Here is a 19,284-nt window from a genome sequence, read left to right on the forward strand (position 1 = left end):
TAGTTTAATAAAAATTAAAAAGTAACCTCTAAGCCGAAATTGTAGGTCTTATTTATGGGATGTCTGCCAGAACCAAAATCAGATTCAGGATCAATAACTTTCAGGTTATCCCAGGTAGCCAGATTGGTTCCGTTTATAAATATTCGAGCGTTACTTAGGGAGATTTTCTTTGTAAACTTGCTTGATAGTGTATAACCAATTTCTGCATTTTTGATCCGCAGGTAGTTACCACTCTCTTTCCATAAAGTAGAACCGATATAGTTGTTTGTACTATTTGCTCTGATACCGGGATATTTTGCATTTGTATTATCACCTCCCGGAATCCAGCGCTGATCAAAATAATTTTGCTGTACATTATACAGCCCTTCTGCACCTTGAAATGCCCAGGTAGTATATCCCTGACCGTAAAAGAAATCCCTGTTGGCGGCTCCGGTAAAAAAGATACTGATATCAAAGCCTTTGTAGCCCAGCGTGCTGCCAAAACCGTACATGATCTGAGGAAACGATCCGCTAAATTCACCAATAACAGTTCTGTCGGCAATATCTATTATTCCGTCGTTGTTTAAATCTTTATATTTAATATCACCGGGTCCATAATTGGTAACACCTCCGGCCAAATTTGCCTGACTTGGGCTGTTTGCAACATCTGCCGCGTCTTTAAACAATCCAAGCGCAACATAACCCAAATTAGCACCTATTGAATGTCCTCTTAGCTCTTGCCACGGATACAACTGCTGAGGCTGGTCATTTTCAATTATCTTACTTTTCGCAAAAGAGAAATTAGCTAAAAAAGAATAGTAGAACCCTCCCTTAGTCGTATTTCTTAACTGTAAATTACCTTCCACTCCTTTATTTGTGGAAACCCCTAAATTTGCATAAGGAACCGTACCACCCGGATAACCAGTGTAAGTAGGTATTGTTGCCCTTAACAATAACYGATCTTCTCTTCGTTCATGAAATACATCGGCAGTTAAGGTGAATTTCCCATTAAATAGCTCCAGGTCAAATCCTGCATTTGTTTTATAAGCATTTTCCCAGGTCACATCCTCATTCCCTATACGCAGCTCACTGAGACCACCAGGGTTGTAAGTCTGCCCATTACCAAATTCGTATCCTGTTGCCCCTTTGTTAAATGTAGATAGAAAAATAAAGCGCTGCAGCGGGTTTCCAATCCGATCATTTCCGACCTTTCCATAACTACCCCTTATTTTAAGACTGTTGATTACATCTTTATTCCAGAACTTCTCGTTAGAGACAATCCATCCTGCTCCTACAGACGGGAACAAGCCAAATTGCTTTCCTTTCTTAAAGTTTTCCGAACCGGTATAGCCGGCATTGAGTTCAATTAAATAGCGGGTATCATAATTATAAGTTACCCGACTGATAAGCCCTAACCGTCGTTCAGGTAAATTGTCGATGGAATTTGAAGTAGCGACGTTTTGTGCATCCTTCTTATTTCCTAACAGCAATCCGGAGATGCTGTGTTTTCCAAACGTGCGGTCATAGTTTAAAGAAACTTCCCCATACATTGTCCTATAGGTTTCGTATCGGTTACTAAGTGCCAAAGCACTTTCGGTACTGGTACGGGTATATTTTTCAAGACCATTTATAATCTCGTAGCGAAATGCATCAGGGCTTTGGGTCCGCACATTCTGCGTAATATCAACTACATCGAATGAAGCCAATCCCCTTACAGAGAGACCGGGAGTTATTGATGATAAGTCCCACTTAAGTCCAAGATTGCTAATTGTTGTGTTGTAACTCTGCCGGGTGTATCCTGATTTGGTAATCCTTGTCCATGGATTGATGATCAAATCACCCGTTGCCCCGGAATTAGAGCCGTCAGGATTTTTAAAAGGCATGATCATTGGATTGGTGAGCTTCAGATAAAACAGGACGCCGTCGGCGTCATATGCAGGATAATTTGTACCTGAAATAATTGCCGACAGACCCAAACTCATATCAATATTCTTTGCAACTTTAATATCAACATTGGATCTGAAGCTATATCTGTTCAGTGCCGCATTTGTTTTATAAACATTTCCTGCCTCTTCATTATAACTTCCCTGCTGAGAGGTATATCCTAAATTAACATAGTATTTAACTGCTTCACTTCCACCGGAAACACCCAAATTATTAATGGTTTGGCTGGTGTGCTTTCTAAATATTATATCATACCAGTCTACATTAGGGTAAAGGTAAGGATCAGAGCCGTCCTTAAATTTTTGCAGCTGCACATCAGAATAAGCAAGTGCCTGCCCTGTTCGTATCCTATTTTCATTTATTAATGTGGCGTAGTCAAAACTATTTATATTGTCCTCCACCCGCAAAGGAGTTACAATTGCGGATTCTGATCTAAAGTTCACTCTTGGTTTACTTACAGTTCCCTTTTTAGTATTGATCAGAATGACACCGTTTGCTCCCCTGCTACCATAAACAGCAGTGGCAGACGCATCTTTTAAAACTGAAAAACTCTCTATCTCCTGAACGTTCAATGTGGTCCAGTAATCCTGCAGATCCCGCTCTATACCATCTATAACCACAAGCGGTTTGTTCGATCCACTCTGCGAGATCTGACCGCGAATAAATATACTGGCGGCATCATATCCGGGCTGTCCAGACGACTGACGGGTCATCACTCCGGCCAACTTGCCACCAATTGCATTGGTTAAAGATGGAGTGGCAAACTTCTGGATATCCTTAACTGAAACGGTAGATATGGAACCAACCAGATTGACTTTCTTTTGGGATCCATACCCCACAACTTGCACCTCATCCAATTTTTGTCGGCTCTCATCCGGTTCCAATTTGACAGTAATCGTTCTGTTACTGCCCACCCGCAGGGTCTTGCTCTTGTATCCAACAAAGCTCACAATTATAGAGTCTTGTTCACTCCCTATCTCGAGCAGGAATTTTCCATTTATATCTGTGACTACACCGCTGGCCGTCCCTTTAACACGAACTGTGGCTCCGGGCAAAGTCTCTTCATTTTCATCAACAACTATCCCTTTAAGCACAAAAGAGTCTTCAGGTAATGGCAATCTGGGGCCACTGGCTTTAGCGATCAGTGAAAATGAAATAATAAATAGAAACAACAACAATGTGAATCCCTGTCGCAAAACAACAAGGTCATCTGTTGATTTTACAAGCACACAGCAAGCGCTGCATGGCGGTAATTTTGGTTTGGTAAAAAGTTGCATGGTTTAGTGGGTTTGGTTGAAAAGTTGACATTTATTTAGGTTTTTTTCATCGGTCTATTTGTGTATTTATTTTTTGAATACGTATTCATAATATGTCAAAAAAATAGCCAGGCTATTTCTTTTTAACTGAATTTCTAACCACCATATGTCCTTTAAACATCAATGTTTTAGGTTTAGCGGTATTGTCTTTTATCTCGTTTAACAAAATCTCTATTGTGCCGTCTATCATCTCTTCTACAGGCTGCTCCCAGGTCGTCAACGAATATGAAGGCCAGGCGCCCATCCTGATGTTATCAAATCCAAATACCGAAACATCTTCCGGTATCCTCAACCCTATTACCCTAATGGCATCCATTGCCCCCAGGGCAATAATATCATTGCCACAAAAGACACAATCGATGTGTTTATTCTTTGTCATTAGTTCCTGTGCAGATTTGAAGCCACTCTCATAGGTGTAATTACCAGACTCAATCATAAACTCATCAATGTTTCTTTCCTTCAATACTTCCTCAAAACCTTTAAGCCTATCTAAAGTCGTAGAGGTATCAGAAGGACCAGATATAAAAGCAAAAGACTTATGTCCCAATTCTACCAAATAGGCAGCTATCTGCTTAGTAGCCAAGTAATTGTCGCAAAATACAGAACTACTTCCAGCTTGCTCCGTATAACGGTTAAACAAAACAACAGCTATTTCACTTCGCTTAAATTTTAAGGCAGCCGATGATGACAGCAACGCATCTGTTATAATTACACCTTCAACATTATATTCAAGCAGTTGGCTGATCTCTTTTTCCTGGATCTCTTCATTTGTTGAATTGATAAATATGAGATGATATCCTAAGGCCGACAAGCGGTTATGAAATATTTCAAGCACTGCGGAATAAAAAGGATTTCGGATATTACGCATCACCACCCCTATCATGCGGGTCCTTTTGGTAATCAGACTTCTCGCATGGGCATTAGGTTGATAGCCCAGCGCTTCAGCAGCTTCCAGTATCTTCTTTTTCTTTTTCTCCGAAACAATTGCTCCGCCCGCAAAAACCCTTGATACTGTCGCTTGTGAAACTCCCGCCAATTCGGCTACGTCTTGTGATGTACTATGCTTTTTACTCAATTCAATCTGTCTATGTAAATGTATAAATTTATGAATACGTATTCATATAATATCAAATATAATTAGATATTCTTAAAATGCAAATAAAATAGCATAAAATTTAACACCCGGTTTTTACCGTAACTATCTGTAACAGTGTCTCTCAAATTAATAATGAAAAAAGCGTACTGCTGTCAGGTTACAATTTCAGAAAGAAATTAATTAGCATTACTGTTAAAATGCTCAACCGATTGTTACCAGTCGATTTTGCTTAAACTTACTGTTCCACTCATATTAACATTTGTTAAATAAGTGTAAGAACAGTCTAACAACTTAAGCTTTCTCAGGCCGGACACATAAAGAGAAACTAAGGGATTATCTCTCAAAGACAACTCCTCAAGTTCTTTAAACTGACTAAAGTCTAGTTTCGATAACTGATTCTCGCTCAGTCTGATTAATTTCACAGCAGCACATCCAGACACTTTAAACTCATTTAATGTATTTTTCTGAAAATCGATGTGCACCAGCTTTGGAAGGTTAGGAATATCGACTTTATACAGTGCATTGTCGTGCATTTTTATCTCTTCAAGCTTCAGCAGTCCGGTTAAGTCTAGTGTACTGATTTTGTTCTGATGAACATATAAAGTCCTTAGGTTGGTTAATCCTCTCAGGTTCATGTTCTGGATCTGATTGTTATAACCAAAGATCTCTTCCAGATTTTTCATACCTTCAAGATMCAACACTTTTACCTGATTATTCCAAAAGCTAAGCTCTTTTAAATTTGCGAAACTTTTAATACCTATCAATGAACTTATACCAGCCTGATCTACATTTAGCTTTGTTACTTTTTGTGCTTCAGACAGCTGAATTTCTCCATCTCCATTAAGATCTACCCCAAGAATAACAAGTTGCTTTTTAAAATTCGGATCGGGTATTTTTATAGTTTGAGCAATAGCACTGAATGATACCACGCCCCACAAAAGCATTATGCATAAAAATAAATGTTCTTTTTTCATCGGTTTTCCTCCTGATTTAATTATGAACAACCACATTCATTACTGCACCTGCATCCTTTACGTCCACAAACCCACTGATTTCGTTTTCAATAAAGACATCATACTGGTAGTCCTCATAAATTGGTGATGAGCCTAAAACATATCCATAAACATTATATGAGGTACTGGTACCGGTTTGAACAGCAACTGTTTTTTGTCTCGCAAAGGCAATCCAGCTGATAATGTAATATTTTCCCGGTTTCAGGTCAGTAAACCGAAAGGTCCCCTTGTCATCGACAAACCTACCCTCCACCCGGTAAGTAAATGCAACACTACTCATGGTAGCCTGCTTTTTGCGGCTATTAAATTTTTTCTTCAGCTCCAGAAACTCCATAAAATATGGCGTTACCGGAAACAACAGGATCTGGCTTCCTTTAACACCAAAATTATCCTTGCCTTTTTTTTTCAATGTAGCAGTTCCCTGTATGGTAGCTGTTCCCTTTTCCATCAACCTTGCAGTTTCAGCTTCATTAAAAGGAGTAGTAGGAAGAACCCATTCCGGCGCCTTCTGTGCGTAAGCCATATGGCTGAACAACAAGAGCAGTAATTTTACCGATAGTACTTTTAGTATTCTTTTATTCATAACTTGGTTCTTGAAAACCATCGAATGTATCCAGGCAGTCGAAATTACGGTCAGAAAATGTTTACTGCAATAGCTGTAAAAAGTCATTTGCAACTAGCTGTTTTCAGCTAGTTGCAAGATAAGAATTCTACTACGAGAACATTACTTTAGAATGTTATGTCATCCGCTACATTTCCACCCTGGGCTGATGCAAACATTTGTCTGTACTTTGCATTATAAGCATCCTGTTTCTGGGTATATTCCTGAAAATCTGCCTGGATGTCAGCATGGATCTGCGTGTTCCATTTGGAAGCAGCTATCTGGAAATCTCCAAGAGTAATACCGTATTTATCAGCAATCCACTGGGCACCGTCCAGTCCATACTCATATGCCACATTTCGGGCTACTTCCAGTTCCTGGTAGAAATCTTTATCTGCTTTTATTTGTGCTGTATATCCTGCATCTTCAGCACCGCTGTTTACTGCGTTGCTAAACTTCGGATGTTGCCCTGCTTGAGCAAAATACTGGCCAAACAGCGTCATGATCTCATAAGTCTGATCCTGCTTCATTCTTTCTGGCCAGAGCAGGTTGGCTTCCTGCCATACCGGTAATTCTATCCCGAGCGCTTTTGCGATTGCTTCTTCGCTCAAACCGCTTCCCAGTTTGGCGCATGCGGCACTGTAATCTTCGAGGCTAATCCCATGAATGGGTTCTAATAATGGATTGTTCGACATAATAATATTTATAAATGATTAATGCTATTATCTTTTAGCAGGCGGAGATAGAACTTTTCATTTTCTTCTTCCATATCTGGGGTAATTTGGTTCCATTGGTCAAACATTGCACGAAGATATTGCTGGTATAATGCAGGATCTTTAGGCTGCCGTTCCTCATAGATTTTTAACAAATGTGCAGTACGCTGTTCGGCAAGGCTGCGTGCATTATGCAAAACCATCTGTGCACCGCTGGACGGCATAAAGGTATTCTGTGTCTGGCAATACAAGCAAGTCACATACGTTGCGATGAAGAACATTTTGGAGATCGCTATTTTTCCTCCGCATTGCTTACAGGTGAACTGGTCTTTTATTAACGCAAATGAAGCTAGTTGCTCCTGGTAAAATGCCTCCAGATCCTGTTGACCGGCAGCTTCGCGTAACAATGAAGTATAATCGTGACATCGCTTTTCAAAAGCATAATGGCGGTTGAAACAGGCCTCTCTGAAATCGTTCGATGTAAACACCCCTGATGAATATATCAGACCAAGAATCTTATCCTCTTTTACTTCATTTGCTTGGTCCTGCATCCGGCGTAACTGGCCCAGCAACMCTGCCAGCATGCGGCCGTGTGCTCTTTTATACGGGTCCTGATCCTCTTTGAAAATCGCTTTCAGCTCCGGAATGGCAGCGTTACACATCTCTCCCATCCTTACTTCCAGCTTTTCCAGAAAAACAAACCATCGTTCTTGTGTTTGCCTTAACAGTTCTTCCATTATGAATTATTGTCTTTCTTTATATGAATACCGTCTGTCAATTTACTATCCATGAAGCGGAACCCACAATATGCACAATTCGTCAAACCATCGCGGTAGGCCCTGCCGGCACTGCAATTAGGGCAATCACGTATTTCCATCCGCGCTGCTTTGTCCGGTATCTCTCCTCCATAATTCGTTTGGGAAAGGGCTTGTTGCTTCAGCTTTTCCACGTAGGTCAGCGTCTTTTTCTTTTCTTCCTCTGCCATATCTACAGGAGTTTTAGCAGCTCTTCTTTCTTAGTAGCATATTCTGCTTCATCAATCAGTTTTTCATCAAAAAGCAGCTTCAGCTTCTTCAAGCGGGTAGTGATATCATCCGTAGGCTGGGGCTGGCTAGCAGGCTGCTGCTGGTGATTCAAAATCATTGAAAGTGCAGCTGCCTGTTTAGCTGCGTCGTTCAAAGCAGTATGGTCTTTTCCGATAGCATTAGCCGTGTTGAATTGAGAGAATTTGTTCATATCATCTACCATATTCATTCCGGTAACAGTATCATAATGTTTTAGCACCTCTTCTGGCAGCGTAGCACTGGCGATCAGAAAGTTGGTTACCTCCAGTCCGAGTTGGCTAAAATAAGGCTGAATAAGCGGCTGCACCTTTTCGTTCAAAACAGAGAGATTTCCCGCCACATCTATCACTGCAATACCTGCCTGTGCCAGCACTTCCGCAAATTTTGCTGCAATGAAGTCCCGAATTCCCCATTCCAGTTCGGCAATGGTTAGCCGAGGATAGGTACCTGCGTATTCTTTAAAGAATTTTCCTACTTCTTTTATACGGAGATTGAACGAGCCGAAAGCACGGACACGCACTTGTCCAAATTGCTTATCTCTCATTAGCACTGGCACTGGTGTTCCCCATTTAAGGTTGATGAACTGGTGCGTATTAAAAAAATAAACATCAGCCTTGAAAGGACTTTGGAAACCGTATTTCCAACCTTTCAAACGTGTCAGCACCGGAATGTTTTCTGTTTCCAGTTTATATTTTCCAGCGGAAAATACATCTGCCAGCTGGCCTTCATTCAGAAATAATGCAGACTGGCTTTCCCGAACGGTTAATATTGCACCATTCTTTATTTCTTTGTCCCCATCTGCAAACTTCCACATCAACATGTTCGGATCGGGGGTTACAGATTCTATGATCTCAATAAACGGTAATTGCATACTCGGATTAGCTAATAATGAAGAATGAATAGAATTTGATAAGTACAAAATTCTGAACATTGGAATTGATTTCCAAGGTTTAGCTGTCTACAAAACAGCTACACAAAACACTAAAAGCATCTACATACCGTCTACACCCCATAGAAATCTGTAATACATAAAAGCGAAGGTTAGGGTTCCCTTACCTCTGTTAAATCTGCATAACCCCTCATTATAGAAACATCTTCTGAGTGTACCAGAAATTGACGTCTTTGAGCAGAAAATGTATATGTTATGTGAAAAATCCCTCTCACTTGCAATTCGCTATTGCCGTTATATCGAAAATAAGTGGGTTTTTGATCTGTTGTAGTGAGGTTATTTTCTGTTTCTGCTTTATAAGCAGAAGCATCAATAGCAGAATTAAATTGTAGACCTTGTCTTTTTTGTCCGCAGCAGTTCATAGTTTTAGTTTTTAAGGGTAATTAGATTTTTTCATAATTATTTGTTCTAAAAATATTGCCGCTGCCGAAAACGACAGGACCAACAATATGCTCTCGATCCAATTGTTACCGAAATAAATTMCTATTGGTAGTGCTACCCAAATAGACAAACAGAAGAAACAGTCCATTAATGAACCAAAAAAGCTTTTACCTGCAAGTTTTCTTAGTTTATAAATTACATCAAAAGGGCCATCTTCGGCTTGTATTAAATGGGTAACACGCCAAACGGAAAGGACAGAAATTAGAAACAAATAAGCTGTCATTGCTTTGTGTTTATGGTAAACGTTCTATGGCTACCCCAGCACTTACAATGTAGTTGCCGGCATTTGCACCTGCCCCATAACCATTGGTTGTTCTTTTTGACGCCGTTAAACCAATAGAAACGGTTGCATAACTTTCAGTAGGTTCAAGCCATTTTCCTGTTGGAACAGGTAAGGGAACAAAAGTAATTTGGTGCGAATTTGAGTCTCCAAACTTGCTTGCATCTGCCGTACCGCGATAGCCCGGACAATTATGAGCCTCGTTGTTAGTAGGGTTATCACCATGTAAAATACTTGGTTCGGGCAATGAACTTCCTAATCGTTTTACTTCAAAACCCGCAGAGGTTCCGCATTTTCCGATAGATAGATCATAATGATCCTGAAATACAGAATTGGGATGGGTTTCACAAGCTTTAAATGTAACGTTTAGCGGAGTGTTTAAGTAGGCCTCTTTAATGCGATACAAATTACATTCTGCTTTTACAATGTTTACACCATCGGCATCAAACCAAACATTGTCCAGGCTAAAGCCAAGAGAATTATTATCAATATACATGGCAATCATATCTGTAGCGCCTGATATATGGTTTCCTGCAGCATCATAACCGTCCATACGGAAATAAACCGTTCCGGGTGCAGTACTCTGATAAATTGCCGTGTTTAATTGGATTAAACGGTTTTTATCATATGGTATCCAGGGTATACCTGCTTCAATTTGAGCTTCTACGTTTAAGTAATAAGGTACTTTAATTGCCGGTCCGCCATCAACTTTTAGCGGTATAGTATCGTATGAACCTATTAATTTTGGCAATAAATCTAACCCAAAGCCCTGAAATAAATAGCCCATATAACCTTCCGTTACGTAATTCCAGGAACTGAAAGGTTCCGACATGTTTTTGCTATATCTAATGGTATAAAAGGCAATTATCGGATCATTAGCTTTCCTTTGTGTATTATACAAACAACCTTTTACATCTACTGTACCCGCCCAGGCTGCACAATCTATGTTCAAACCTGCCAAAACATTGTGGCTGCTAATGCGGCCATCGGCATGTAAGTGGTTATCTAAGGCCGCAGAATTTCTATCCATAGCAGCAAAGGCAAAACTGGCAGTACTATTTTGGTTGCCACCTATAATTACATTGCCTAGTGAACCAATCATATTGCCGTTAAAACAATTAAAAGGTTTAGGTATAACCGATGCAGGGATACAAATATCAATACGCTTAATTCGGCTTACATTAAAGTAGCAGGCACTTTCGTACAAAACAGGTGCTCCAACAGTAGATCCGGGGATACTTACAATCAGATCTGGCATCACTTGCGCTGCAAGATCTTCGCCACTGGCATAATCAAACAGTTCGTCAAATATATCTGTAAGCGTATGTTTATAATGAAAAATGTAGTTACCATTCATATCGGTAATGGCAAAGCCTAAATTTCTACGCTCTCCGCTACCAGTGTAGGGGTTTCCTGCTTTTTCGGYAGCGGTACGGTCGTATTCTTCAAAATTTAAGCTGATATTTTTACCATCAACAACGCTACATCCAAAACGGGCATTATCAAAAACACCAACAATGTCACGTCGGGCCGAACTTAGCGTATTACTTACATTGGTATCTAATTGTATKGTCTTGGTATATTTCAGGGTGCTTTCTAATGAAATATTTTCAGTGCCTTTTAAACTGGCGGCCCTTGTATCAATCGCCCTTTCCTGGTTTTCGATGCTAAATAAATCAGCTACACGACTCGGGGTTTGTCTGTCGTCCGTTAAATTAATCATAAGGGGTTTAAACGGACCCGGATCTGGTGGATTTGGATTTACAATAACCGATGGAATACGTTCAGGATAATATTTCTCTAACACTTCGCGTATTCCAGGATTTTTTAACGCTTTTTCGAAAGCAAAAATATTATCGATAACAAAGTGACTGCGATAACATGGATTATAAAGACAAAGGCCGCTGTAGGTACTCACATGGCCATAGGCTAAATAATCCTGATAACCGGCTGGGGTAAAACAGGTAAGCACCAGATCATCAAAATCCTGATCACCTCCGCCGTCATTAGACTGAATTTGAAACTGGTAATTCCCGCCCACTTTGGTTGGAAATTTAATTCGGGCATCAGAATTCTGAAAACCAGTACCCGGATTATGTTGGATGTTAAGCGTCCACATGGCACCGGTTACTACTACATCGGCTGCGCCGACTGTACCCTGATAAGTGCCGTTTCCACTTGTAGCACCTTGTACTACAAACTGCTGTTTAAAGGTTGCATTTTTGGCCGTAACACGTACGGTCCAATTGCCTTGCATGGAAATATACATAGTTTTGATTATTTTAATAGCCTACTCTTTTATCGGATTTTCGGCTTACTCCGCTATTTGATTATAGATACACCCAGACTTACAGCCGTTACCCTATTTAGCATGCTGAGTGTAGTTTGGAGAGCACGTCTTAAATATCTTTCTCTGTATCACAATCATTAGGGCAACAACGATATTCTTGTGATTTTTCAAGTAGTTCTATTTGTCTTCTTAAAAGTTCATTTTGTAAATGGATGCGTTCTCTTGCAGCAGGCTCGCAGATATTACATTCGTCCAAACAGCCCTTTACAATAACGCCGGCCGTAGGCAATGAGAATTCCATTGAAAACTCAAATTTCTTGCGGTAAGCGGCTGATACTTCACCTTTATCATCTAAAATACCTGCCGCAATTAGCTCTTTGTTTAGTTCTTTTAAAGCCTCTTCGCGCATAGCAGGTGTTATGATCGGGTTTACAAAAGCGAAATTTGTAATTCCAGAAACACTAATCAGTTTCTCTATGCTTACCAATTCAAATTTTACCACTTGTTTTTTATTCATCCGATAGAAAAAGTAYGAGATGGCATGGCAACCGTTAGGATTCGAAAACTCCCTGGAAGAAGATTCGAAATGATCTTCTGATTGACCTTCGGCATGCACTTTAGTGGCTACCTCGCCAATCGAAATAGAGTGCGCTTTCTGCGTAGCACTTACAGCCTGAGTTGCCGAAGCTCGCATATTGCTGCTCTGACTGTTTAAATAATCGAGCGTTGACGAACTGTTGTGGTTTTTGGTAGAGTTGCTATTAGAATCTACTCCAGGGCTAAACGGATTAATATCTATGCTACTGCTAGAGCCACCAMTAAAATCCCAATGGTCTTTATTTTCGCTGTTTTGATTTCCCGATTGATTGTTTTCCATATCAGAAAAATAGCTTTGCGATGCTTTCATAAAGTATTGTTCTTCGGATATCTGTTCAGAACGATAACTTAACTGAGTGCTGGCATCGTAAGTAAATTTGCTTCTTCTATCGGTTGTAACCAGGCGCACTTTTTCGCCAGGCAACAAGGTGGTTGTATAAACCGGATCACCCAGCACATTACCTATAGTGCATCGGCTTAATTTAAAGCTGATTAATAATTGGGCTACTAAGGCCGTTTGCCTCTCCTGCCCTTTTATAGACAATGGATAATTTAATGTGCGTGTAAAAACCAATACATCACAATTGCTGTCTTTTAACAATTCCGGACAGCAGGGAATTTCTGAGGATTCATGTTTATTTTCCATTTTTTTATTTTTTTAGTCAAAATCTATTTGGCAATTAAATGATCCTAAGAGCGCCTTTAGATTTGTTTTTTTGATAGACTAAAGTTCTGATGAATACCAGCAATGGACAAGGTAGCTTGCACGGATTTTTGCATGCGTGTTAATACGCATACGCCATGTGGCTTTTACGCAATTATTAAAAAAAGGGCCTTAATCGTTACTAAACACTTGAAATACAGTTAATAATATTTAATTTTAGTAAACCATACTAAACGAATCTTATAAAATGGAAACTCAAAACAGACAACACCCGATTGATGGTACCGAAGGCGATCCTATCGATATAAAGATTGCTGCCGCCTGGACAAAGAATTATCGTATCATGAACCCAAATGAAACGATTTCACATTTTTTTGGGAATCAGATTTTACAACAGATCCTTGAACAGCCCGAATGCTTAGGTATCCGCATCTACTATGCCAATGAAGTGAGGCTAAACTGGATTCAGCGTATTTTTGTTGCGATAAGCAATTTTTTACGTTGGATTGTTGGTGCATATGGTGTAAAGCACCTGATTTTGGTAGGTAGCGATAAAGATGGTATAGATCAAATACCTGAGCAAGTGCCAACTATAACTCCATCAGATCCAGAAAAACCAATGATGGCCATGTCTTTTAAAGCAGCAGCTCGCACTATAGCCGAACAAGCGTCGCCATGCCCAGGAGGTGCGGGTTGTCCTGAAAATGCACTAACCAAATAAAGTTAAAGAATTAACGATGTCACCGCAGCTCCTTTTGCAAAACTTATCAAGCTTGTCAGCGCTTTTGCCCATAGCAGCGGCAATACTTAACTATAAGCACTTAAATAAAGTGCAAAAAATTGCCGCTGTATTTTTTATAGTTTCAGGCTTGTTCGATCTGAGTTTGCTTTTGGTGAGGCACTTCAATATAACTTTAATTACCAGCGGAGGGCGCGCCAACAACGCGCCCTTAATTCATTTATTTATATTGGTAAGTGTTCTATTTTATGCGTTAATATATTTCCATGCATTTAATAAATTGGCGTTAAAAAAACTCTCACTAGCGCTTTCTGTAATAACCGGGGTGCTAATTTTTATCAATGCATTTTTTATAGAAGGATTATTAAAATTTCCTTCTATCGGAAATACCATTTTAAGCGTAACCTTAATCTTATTATCCTTACTCTATTTTTGGCAATTACTTGATCAGGCCGAGATTGTTCGCCTGGAAAAGCAACCCATGTTTTGGATAAGTGCCGGCGTTTTATCTTATTGCAGCATCAATATTTTTCTATTTATGCTCATGAGGTCTTTAGGATCTTTATCTTCAAATTTCTGGACCATTCACTCCATAATTAATATAATAGCTAACCTTTTATTCGCAATTGCCTTATTTTGCAAACCACAGAAAACGATATAACCGAAGTACTTATTATTGGTACACTAGTGGTAGTTTTACTGCTGGTATTTTTGTTTTTGTTTGTAATTCTTTACCAGCGCAAAATGCTAAAATACCAGGAAGAAAAACGTAAAATGCAAGCCGAAGCACAAAACAGCTTCCTGCAGGCTGTTTTTGAAACGCAGGAAAGCGAGCGTAAACGCTTATCTGTTGATTTACACGATAGCGTTGGACAGGTGTTATCGGCCATCAAATTAAACTTGCATCGCATCGCCAAATTATCGGGCAATGCCGAAAATGCATCAACCTTGCTAGCCAGTACCCGTAAATTAACCGACGAATGTATACAGGAAATACGCAACATTATTCATAATGTTTTACCCACAGTTTTAATCGACTTTGGACTAACCGATGGACTGAAAGATTTGTCTAATTATGTGCAGCAAAATACTGGCGTAGAGGTAAACTATAGCCAAAATTTAAATGGAGAACGTTTTAAGCCCGAAATAGAAATTACACTTTACCGCATGATGCAGGAGTTGTTTGGCAATGCCATAAAACACGCACAAGCTTCGGAAATTGACATCTCTTTAAGTAAAGAAGGAGAATTGATCCGCCTGGACTTTAAGGATAATGGCATCGGCTTTAATAAAGACACCATTGTACATGGCTTTGGCTTAAAAAATCTGCAAAGCCGGGCCCAATTAATAAAAGCCGACATTAGAACTCATTCAGTAATTGGAAAAGGTACACAAACCACTATTACTTTAAACATTAATAAACTTGATAATTGACCTATGGCCTTAATAAATTTAGCAATCGCTGATGATCATAAAATTTTCCGTGAAGGTCTAAAATTCACTTTAGAAGATTATACTGAACTAAATTTAATTATAGAAGCAATAAACGGCAAAGATCTAATTGATCAAATTACCAATAATAAACCCGACGTAATTCTAATGGATATTAAAATGCCTGAAATGGATGGCATGCAGGCAACAGCTTATATTCACCAGCATTTTCCGGAAATTAAAATATTAGTTCTTTCTATGCACAACGAGGATAAGTATATTTTAGACGCCATGCGCCTGGGCGCTTCGGGCTATCTTTTAAAAAATGCCGAACCCGAAGAAATATTGGATGCTATTGTAACCGTACATGCAAAGGGCTTTTATTTTAACGACAACCTGTCGATAACCATGGCAAAAGAGCTGTTGGGCATAAATTTCATGCATCGTTTGCATCAAAAAGAGGCCAAGCTAAACGAACGTGAGATCGAAGTACTTAAACTCATTTGCGAGGAATGCAGTAATTCCGAGATTGCCGATAAATTGTTTCTAAGTGTGCGTACAGTTGAGGGTTATCGCACCAGATTGTTCGAGAAAATAGGTTCTAAAAACATTGCAGGTTTGGTTATTTATGCTGTAAAGAATGGAATAATAACAATATAAAACTTATAGATAATGCATTTTATTTACCCATTCTTTCCATAAATATTGTGCCTTTTGTTGCAAGTGTTCTGATGCCATTTCAAATTCTGTTCGTGTATCAGATGCATTTGATTCGTACGCTGTATAGAACCCTACATAAAAGGCATTGCGCTGTACTATTTTTTTTGATAAACCTAAAAACCCACTTTCTATATCCTGCCACTCTACAAGCTCGTACCTTATCCCTAAATCCTCAGATTTCAAATGGATATAAAAAAACGAATCGTATATCTCTTCAATTTCAGTTCGCTTTTTTCTAAGCTCAAAACCAATATACATGTCTTTCTCTACCCAGGCAGATGAAGAAGGCATTTTATTATTGGTAACCAAATTCAACATCTGCTTTAAATATTTGACATTTTCTTCTTTTGCCTTTAAAGGATAGTCCAAAATTCTTTTAGGTTGAGTTTTATAGAGCGCAACAACTACCTCATCAAAGTTCTGCCCCGCGTTTATAATATTCAAATTACTCTTAGCATCGTTCACTACGTCGCGTATATAGGCTAATTGAGTATTTGCAAATTTCTCCGTAATCAGTTTAAAATACTTTTGAGCTTCGTTTTTGTCGTTTAAACCCAGATAGGCATGCGCCATAAAATAATATTTAAAACTCTCCGCTTTTTCGCTTTGCATTTTTTGATAAGCCGGATTGCTAAATAAATCACTTACATAGCTAAGACTTTGATTATGCAAACCTTTAGCCATTAAAAAGTTGAAATACACAATAGCCGTATCCAAAACAATACTTACAATAGTTTTATGCTCATCTCCGCTTTCTTCAAATTTTCGGATGGTTTGCTCGTAAATTTGTTTTGCTTCTTCATATTTTTCCGATTGTCGGTAAGCAGTTATGAGGTAGAACATCACTTGATACCATTTTTCTGCTTCCAGAATATTTTTGTAATAATCGAAATTAGAAAGCACTTCCAGACAGAATTTTTCAAGGTTCAGGTCATTTTCATTTCTCCATGAAATTTCCATTCCATTATCTAAGTTTTCCCAGAATGGCGAAACCTGGTAACCCTGCCAATGTATGTCTGAAGCAAATTTACACTCGTCGTTAAGGTAGCTTTTATGCTGATACCAGGATACTTGTTTAATTACAATACCCAGATTATTGCAAAGCATTGCAAAAGTGTGTGGCTCATTGTTAATAGACAAACCCTTATCACTATTAAAGTAATTGTTAAATGCTTGGTAGCCGGCCAGACCATATTTTTTTGCCGTTTCATAATACATCTGGGCCGAAAAATGATCATTTTTATCCTGTGCCTCGTTGCCTTTTTCCAGATAGGTAGTTAGTATGTTATAGCAAATTGCACCATCGGGATAAATTGGAAAATCGATACTTCGTAAATCGATATTTAAATCTTCGGCTGTATCATAATATCTTTCGATGGCTAAATCTTTTACCTCCTTAACTATCTCATAATATTTGGTCAGATTATCGAAGCCTTTTTTTGCATTCTTATCATTAAAGTAATAGTTGTTGCTCAACATCCTCCAGGCTATGGCATTTGTTGGATTTTTTTCGGTTTCATTAATAATAACGGGCAGATACTTCGCCACAAATTCCTGACGGTTTTTGTACCCAAATTCTGTTGGCATCTCATATGCAGTAGGGTAAAATAAATTAAATAAATTCCAATGCTTATTTAATTTACCCCTGTTAAACAACTCCTCTATCTTTTCTGTATAGCCTACACACTCCAGAGGCTCTGCAAAATYAAAATGTTTAGACAATAACTGTTCTGCCTCATCAAACCTTTCCAGTTCCAGTAAAAGTAATCCACCCTCATAATTTCTGGATACCATTTTTGGCGCATGTTTAAACGATTTCAGGTAATAATCAATCGCTTCGGTCTCATCTCCTTTTTCTTGATGGAGATAAGCCAATTTATGATAAGTATCGCCAAAAGCCTGGTCTTGTAAGGCACGATTGTCTTTTATGCCACCAACATCAATTAGTTTATCTTCTAACGTTTCAATAGCAATATCATTTAATGATAGTTTTTCCAGGTAAATATAAATTAACCAATCATACGCCTGAAGTCTGCTAGTTATATCACTACTCGTATTTAGTATAAGGTTACAGTCTTCTTGTATGGCAGATGTATTGCTAAAAACAGGGCTGTTATTTATTCTTATTCGCCATAATAATGCTTCAAAATGATTTGGCTCTTTGCTTAGTATGGTTTGAACTATTGCCAAAATATTTTCGCACGTATTTTTGTTTTCAATATCTGATAATAAATCGTCTTCTTTTGAAAAATCAAGTGTGTTGTATAGTGCTATGATGTGGTTGAGTTCGTCTGAGAATTTATTCATTGATGTGCATTATAGGTATCGGAAGTACAAAGAAATAAGTAAAAAGATAAAAACAAAATTTTGATTAAAATAAAATGCTCAGACAGTAAATATAACCACTAATCAGGTTTGGCCAGTTTAGCCATTGCCCTTACTGGAAAGGTTCCAACGCCTTTGAATTTCGGAGGAATTGCACTAAAAGTAAAACCTTCGGCAGGTAACAGGTACAAATTGCAAAGATGTTCCACAATTAATATTTCGGCGCCTAAAAGTGTAGTATGAACAGGTCTTGTTTTTCCTTTAGTGTTATCTATGTTATGAGAATCTATACCCACTAATTTAACACTGCAATCTTTTAAATATTTGGCAGCCCCTTCTGTTAAATAAGGATGATGCTCGTAATATTTTTCCGTATTCCAACGGCTATCCCAACCGGTATGAATCAGAACTGCTCTGTTTCTGATTTCGTAATTTTTTAAGTGTTCTTCAGTTATTTCCAGCGTGTCAGAAAAGGGCACTCGTATTACAATTGCATCGAGGTCTGTAAAACATTCTAACCCAACTTCCGAGAGGTCTTTCCCATCTTCAAATCTATGAAAAGGGCAATCTATATAAGTACCCGTGTTGCTTACCATTTCAATTTTCCCAATTTGAAACGTGGTTCCCTCTGCATAAAGCGCTTTTGAGTTTTCCCGGCTCAAATAGTCACAAATAATGGGCGCTGGCAATCCTTTGTAAGTTACAAGCCCATCTTCAATAGTATGACTCAAATCAATGAATAAATCTGATCCTGCCTTTTCATTAACGGGTTTGCGCTTGTGTACCTCGTTAAAAATTTCTTTATTCAGAATTTTGGTTTGCCCAACCATCAGCAGTCTTAGATCGGCAACAATATAATCAGCAAGTTCTTTATCAGAAATGTGATCACCAGCTATGTCTAATCTAAAATCTTCACCTTTTATGCTTCCTCCGTTGGTAAAGTATATTTCAAAATCAAATTTTACTCTTTTGTCCATTATCTTTTAATTTTTGTTTGTTCCTGTATAGCAAATTTAGATTTTTACTACTTATAGTTGTCAATAACAACTAGAAGTAGCATAAATACAACTATAAGTTTATGTATTTTGTTGATTCGGGAAATGCATCCAAATACCTTTGTAG

Annotated in this window: 18 protein-coding genes; 4 read left to right on the forward strand and 14 right to left on the reverse strand. The window is 38.6% G+C overall.

The annotated features are described in order from the left end of the window. Positions 1–14: 14 nt before the first annotated feature. The 12 genes from AC1DDK_RS00090 to AC1DDK_RS00145 all read right to left on the reverse strand — a co-directional run bounded on the left by AC1DDK_RS00090 (position 15) and on the right by AC1DDK_RS00145 (position 12,929). Positions 15–3,200: a SusC/RagA family TonB-linked outer membrane protein gene (locus tag AC1DDK_RS00090; protein ID WP_477633728.1), complete on the reverse strand. Its 3,186-nt coding sequence runs from the start codon at positions 3,198–3,200 to the stop codon at positions 15–17. Between the two features lie 112 nt (positions 3,201–3,312). After that, entirely contained in the window at positions 3,313–4,314 is a 1,002-nt protein-coding gene (locus tag AC1DDK_RS00095) for a LacI family DNA-binding transcriptional regulator (protein WP_172663654.1), read from the reverse strand. Positions 4,315–4,547: 233 nt separating this feature from the next. Continuing rightward, positions 4,548–5,309, reverse strand: a complete 762-nt coding sequence (locus AC1DDK_RS00100; RefSeq protein ID WP_477633729.1) for a leucine-rich repeat domain-containing protein — start codon at positions 5,307–5,309, stop codon at positions 4,548–4,550. Between the two features lie 16 nt (positions 5,310–5,325). Further along, positions 5,326–5,931 carry a hypothetical protein gene (locus AC1DDK_RS00105; RefSeq protein ID WP_337715034.1) on the reverse strand — a complete coding sequence of 202 codons (606 nt, stop codon included), beginning with the start codon at positions 5,929–5,931 and terminating at the stop codon, positions 5,326–5,328. A gap of 146 nt (positions 5,932–6,077) precedes the next feature. After that, complete coding sequence (locus tag AC1DDK_RS00110) at positions 6,078–6,644, reverse strand: DUF6620 family protein (RefSeq protein ID WP_288880314.1); 567 nt, start codon at positions 6,642–6,644, stop codon at positions 6,078–6,080. Between the two features lie 8 nt (positions 6,645–6,652). After that, positions 6,653–7,399, reverse strand: a complete 747-nt coding sequence (locus AC1DDK_RS00115; protein ID WP_477633730.1) for a hypothetical protein — start codon at positions 7,397–7,399, stop codon at positions 6,653–6,655. Then, a complete protein-coding gene (locus tag AC1DDK_RS00120; protein ID WP_172663659.1) occupies positions 7,399–7,647 on the reverse strand; it encodes a hypothetical protein in 249 nt (82 codons plus the stop codon). The genes AC1DDK_RS00115 and AC1DDK_RS00120 overlap by 1 nt, the downstream gene beginning before the upstream one ends. Before the next feature lie 2 nt (positions 7,648–7,649). Next, positions 7,650–8,597, reverse strand: a complete 948-nt coding sequence (locus tag AC1DDK_RS00125) for an SPFH domain-containing protein (RefSeq protein ID WP_288880316.1) — start codon at positions 8,595–8,597, stop codon at positions 7,650–7,652. A 170-nt stretch (positions 8,598–8,767) separates the two neighbouring features. Beyond that, the gene (locus AC1DDK_RS00130; protein ID WP_288880319.1) at positions 8,768–9,037 is read right to left on the reverse strand and encodes a hypothetical protein; all 270 of its coding nucleotides are present in this window, start codon (positions 9,035–9,037) and stop codon (positions 8,768–8,770) included. A gap of 11 nt (positions 9,038–9,048) precedes the next feature. Next, a complete protein-coding gene (locus tag AC1DDK_RS00135; RefSeq protein ID WP_477633731.1) occupies positions 9,049–9,339 on the reverse strand; it encodes a DUF1360 domain-containing protein in 291 nt (96 codons plus the stop codon). Between the two features lie 10 nt (positions 9,340–9,349). Beyond that, complete coding sequence (locus AC1DDK_RS00140; protein ID WP_477633732.1) at positions 9,350–11,665, reverse strand: hypothetical protein; 2,316 nt, start codon at positions 11,663–11,665, stop codon at positions 9,350–9,352. A gap of 130 nt (positions 11,666–11,795) precedes the next feature. Further along, positions 11,796–12,929, reverse strand: a complete 1,134-nt coding sequence (locus AC1DDK_RS00145; RefSeq protein WP_477633733.1) for a hypothetical protein — start codon at positions 12,927–12,929, stop codon at positions 11,796–11,798. Between the two features lie 265 nt (positions 12,930–13,194). Here AC1DDK_RS00145 and AC1DDK_RS00150 point away from each other — a divergent pair, with 265 nt between their 5' ends. The 4 genes from AC1DDK_RS00150 to AC1DDK_RS00165 are packed head-to-tail and all read left to right on the forward strand — an operon-like array spanning position 13,195 to position 15,777. Next, positions 13,195–13,668: a hypothetical protein gene (locus AC1DDK_RS00150; RefSeq protein ID WP_288880328.1), complete on the forward strand. Its 474-nt coding sequence runs from the start codon at positions 13,195–13,197 to the stop codon at positions 13,666–13,668. Between the two features lie 16 nt (positions 13,669–13,684). Continuing rightward, positions 13,685–14,347 (forward strand): hypothetical protein, encoded by a 663-nt coding sequence (locus AC1DDK_RS00155; RefSeq protein ID WP_288880330.1) that lies wholly within the window; start codon positions 13,685–13,687, stop codon positions 14,345–14,347. Further along, entirely contained in the window at positions 14,323–15,120 is a 798-nt protein-coding gene (locus tag AC1DDK_RS00160) for a sensor histidine kinase (protein ID WP_288880333.1), read from the forward strand. Before AC1DDK_RS00155 ends, AC1DDK_RS00160 begins: the two co-directional genes overlap by 25 nt. A gap of 3 nt (positions 15,121–15,123) precedes the next feature. Continuing rightward, positions 15,124–15,777, forward strand: coding sequence for a response regulator transcription factor (locus AC1DDK_RS00165; RefSeq protein ID WP_288880334.1), 654 nt, complete (start codon positions 15,124–15,126; stop codon positions 15,775–15,777). A gap of 3 nt (positions 15,778–15,780) precedes the next feature. Here the strand turns inward: AC1DDK_RS00165 and AC1DDK_RS00170 are convergent, their stop codons facing one another. Then, a complete protein-coding gene (locus AC1DDK_RS00170; RefSeq protein WP_477633734.1) occupies positions 15,781–18,144 on the reverse strand; it encodes a tetratricopeptide repeat protein in 2,364 nt (787 codons plus the stop codon). Between the two features lie 98 nt (positions 18,145–18,242). Beyond that, positions 18,243–19,139, reverse strand: a complete 897-nt coding sequence (locus AC1DDK_RS00175) for a cyclase family protein (protein WP_288880339.1) — start codon at positions 19,137–19,139, stop codon at positions 18,243–18,245. Between the last annotated feature and the right edge of the window lie 145 nt (positions 19,140–19,284).

It is taken from the genome of Pedobacter sp. 05T44 (genome assembly GCF_056395985.1).

Coding starts and splice junctions, on each gene's coding strand:
- AC1DDK_RS00130 (WP_288880319.1), bottom strand. CDS start 9,037: ATGAACTGCTGCGGACAAAAAAGACAAGGTCTACAATTTAATTCTGCT.
- AC1DDK_RS00105 (WP_337715034.1), bottom strand. CDS start 5,931: ATGAATAAAAGAATACTAAAAGTACTATCGGTAAAATTACTGCTCTTG.
- AC1DDK_RS00155 (WP_288880330.1), top strand. CDS start 13,685: ATGTCACCGCAGCTCCTTTTGCAAAACTTATCAAGCTTGTCAGCGCTT.
- AC1DDK_RS00110 (WP_288880314.1), bottom strand. CDS start 6,644: ATGTCGAACAATCCATTATTAGAACCCATTCATGGGATTAGCCTCGAA.
- AC1DDK_RS00125 (WP_288880316.1), bottom strand. CDS start 8,597: ATGCAATTACCGTTTATTGAGATCATAGAATCTGTAACCCCCGATCCG.
- AC1DDK_RS00120 (WP_172663659.1), bottom strand. CDS start 7,647: ATGGCAGAGGAAGAAAAGAAAAAGACGCTGACCTACGTGGAAAAGCTG.
- AC1DDK_RS00165 (WP_288880334.1), top strand. CDS start 15,124: ATGGCCTTAATAAATTTAGCAATCGCTGATGATCATAAAATTTTCCGT.
- AC1DDK_RS00150 (WP_288880328.1), top strand. CDS start 13,195: ATGGAAACTCAAAACAGACAACACCCGATTGATGGTACCGAAGGCGAT.
- AC1DDK_RS00175 (WP_288880339.1), bottom strand. CDS start 19,139: ATGGACAAAAGAGTAAAATTTGATTTTGAAATATACTTTACCAACGGA.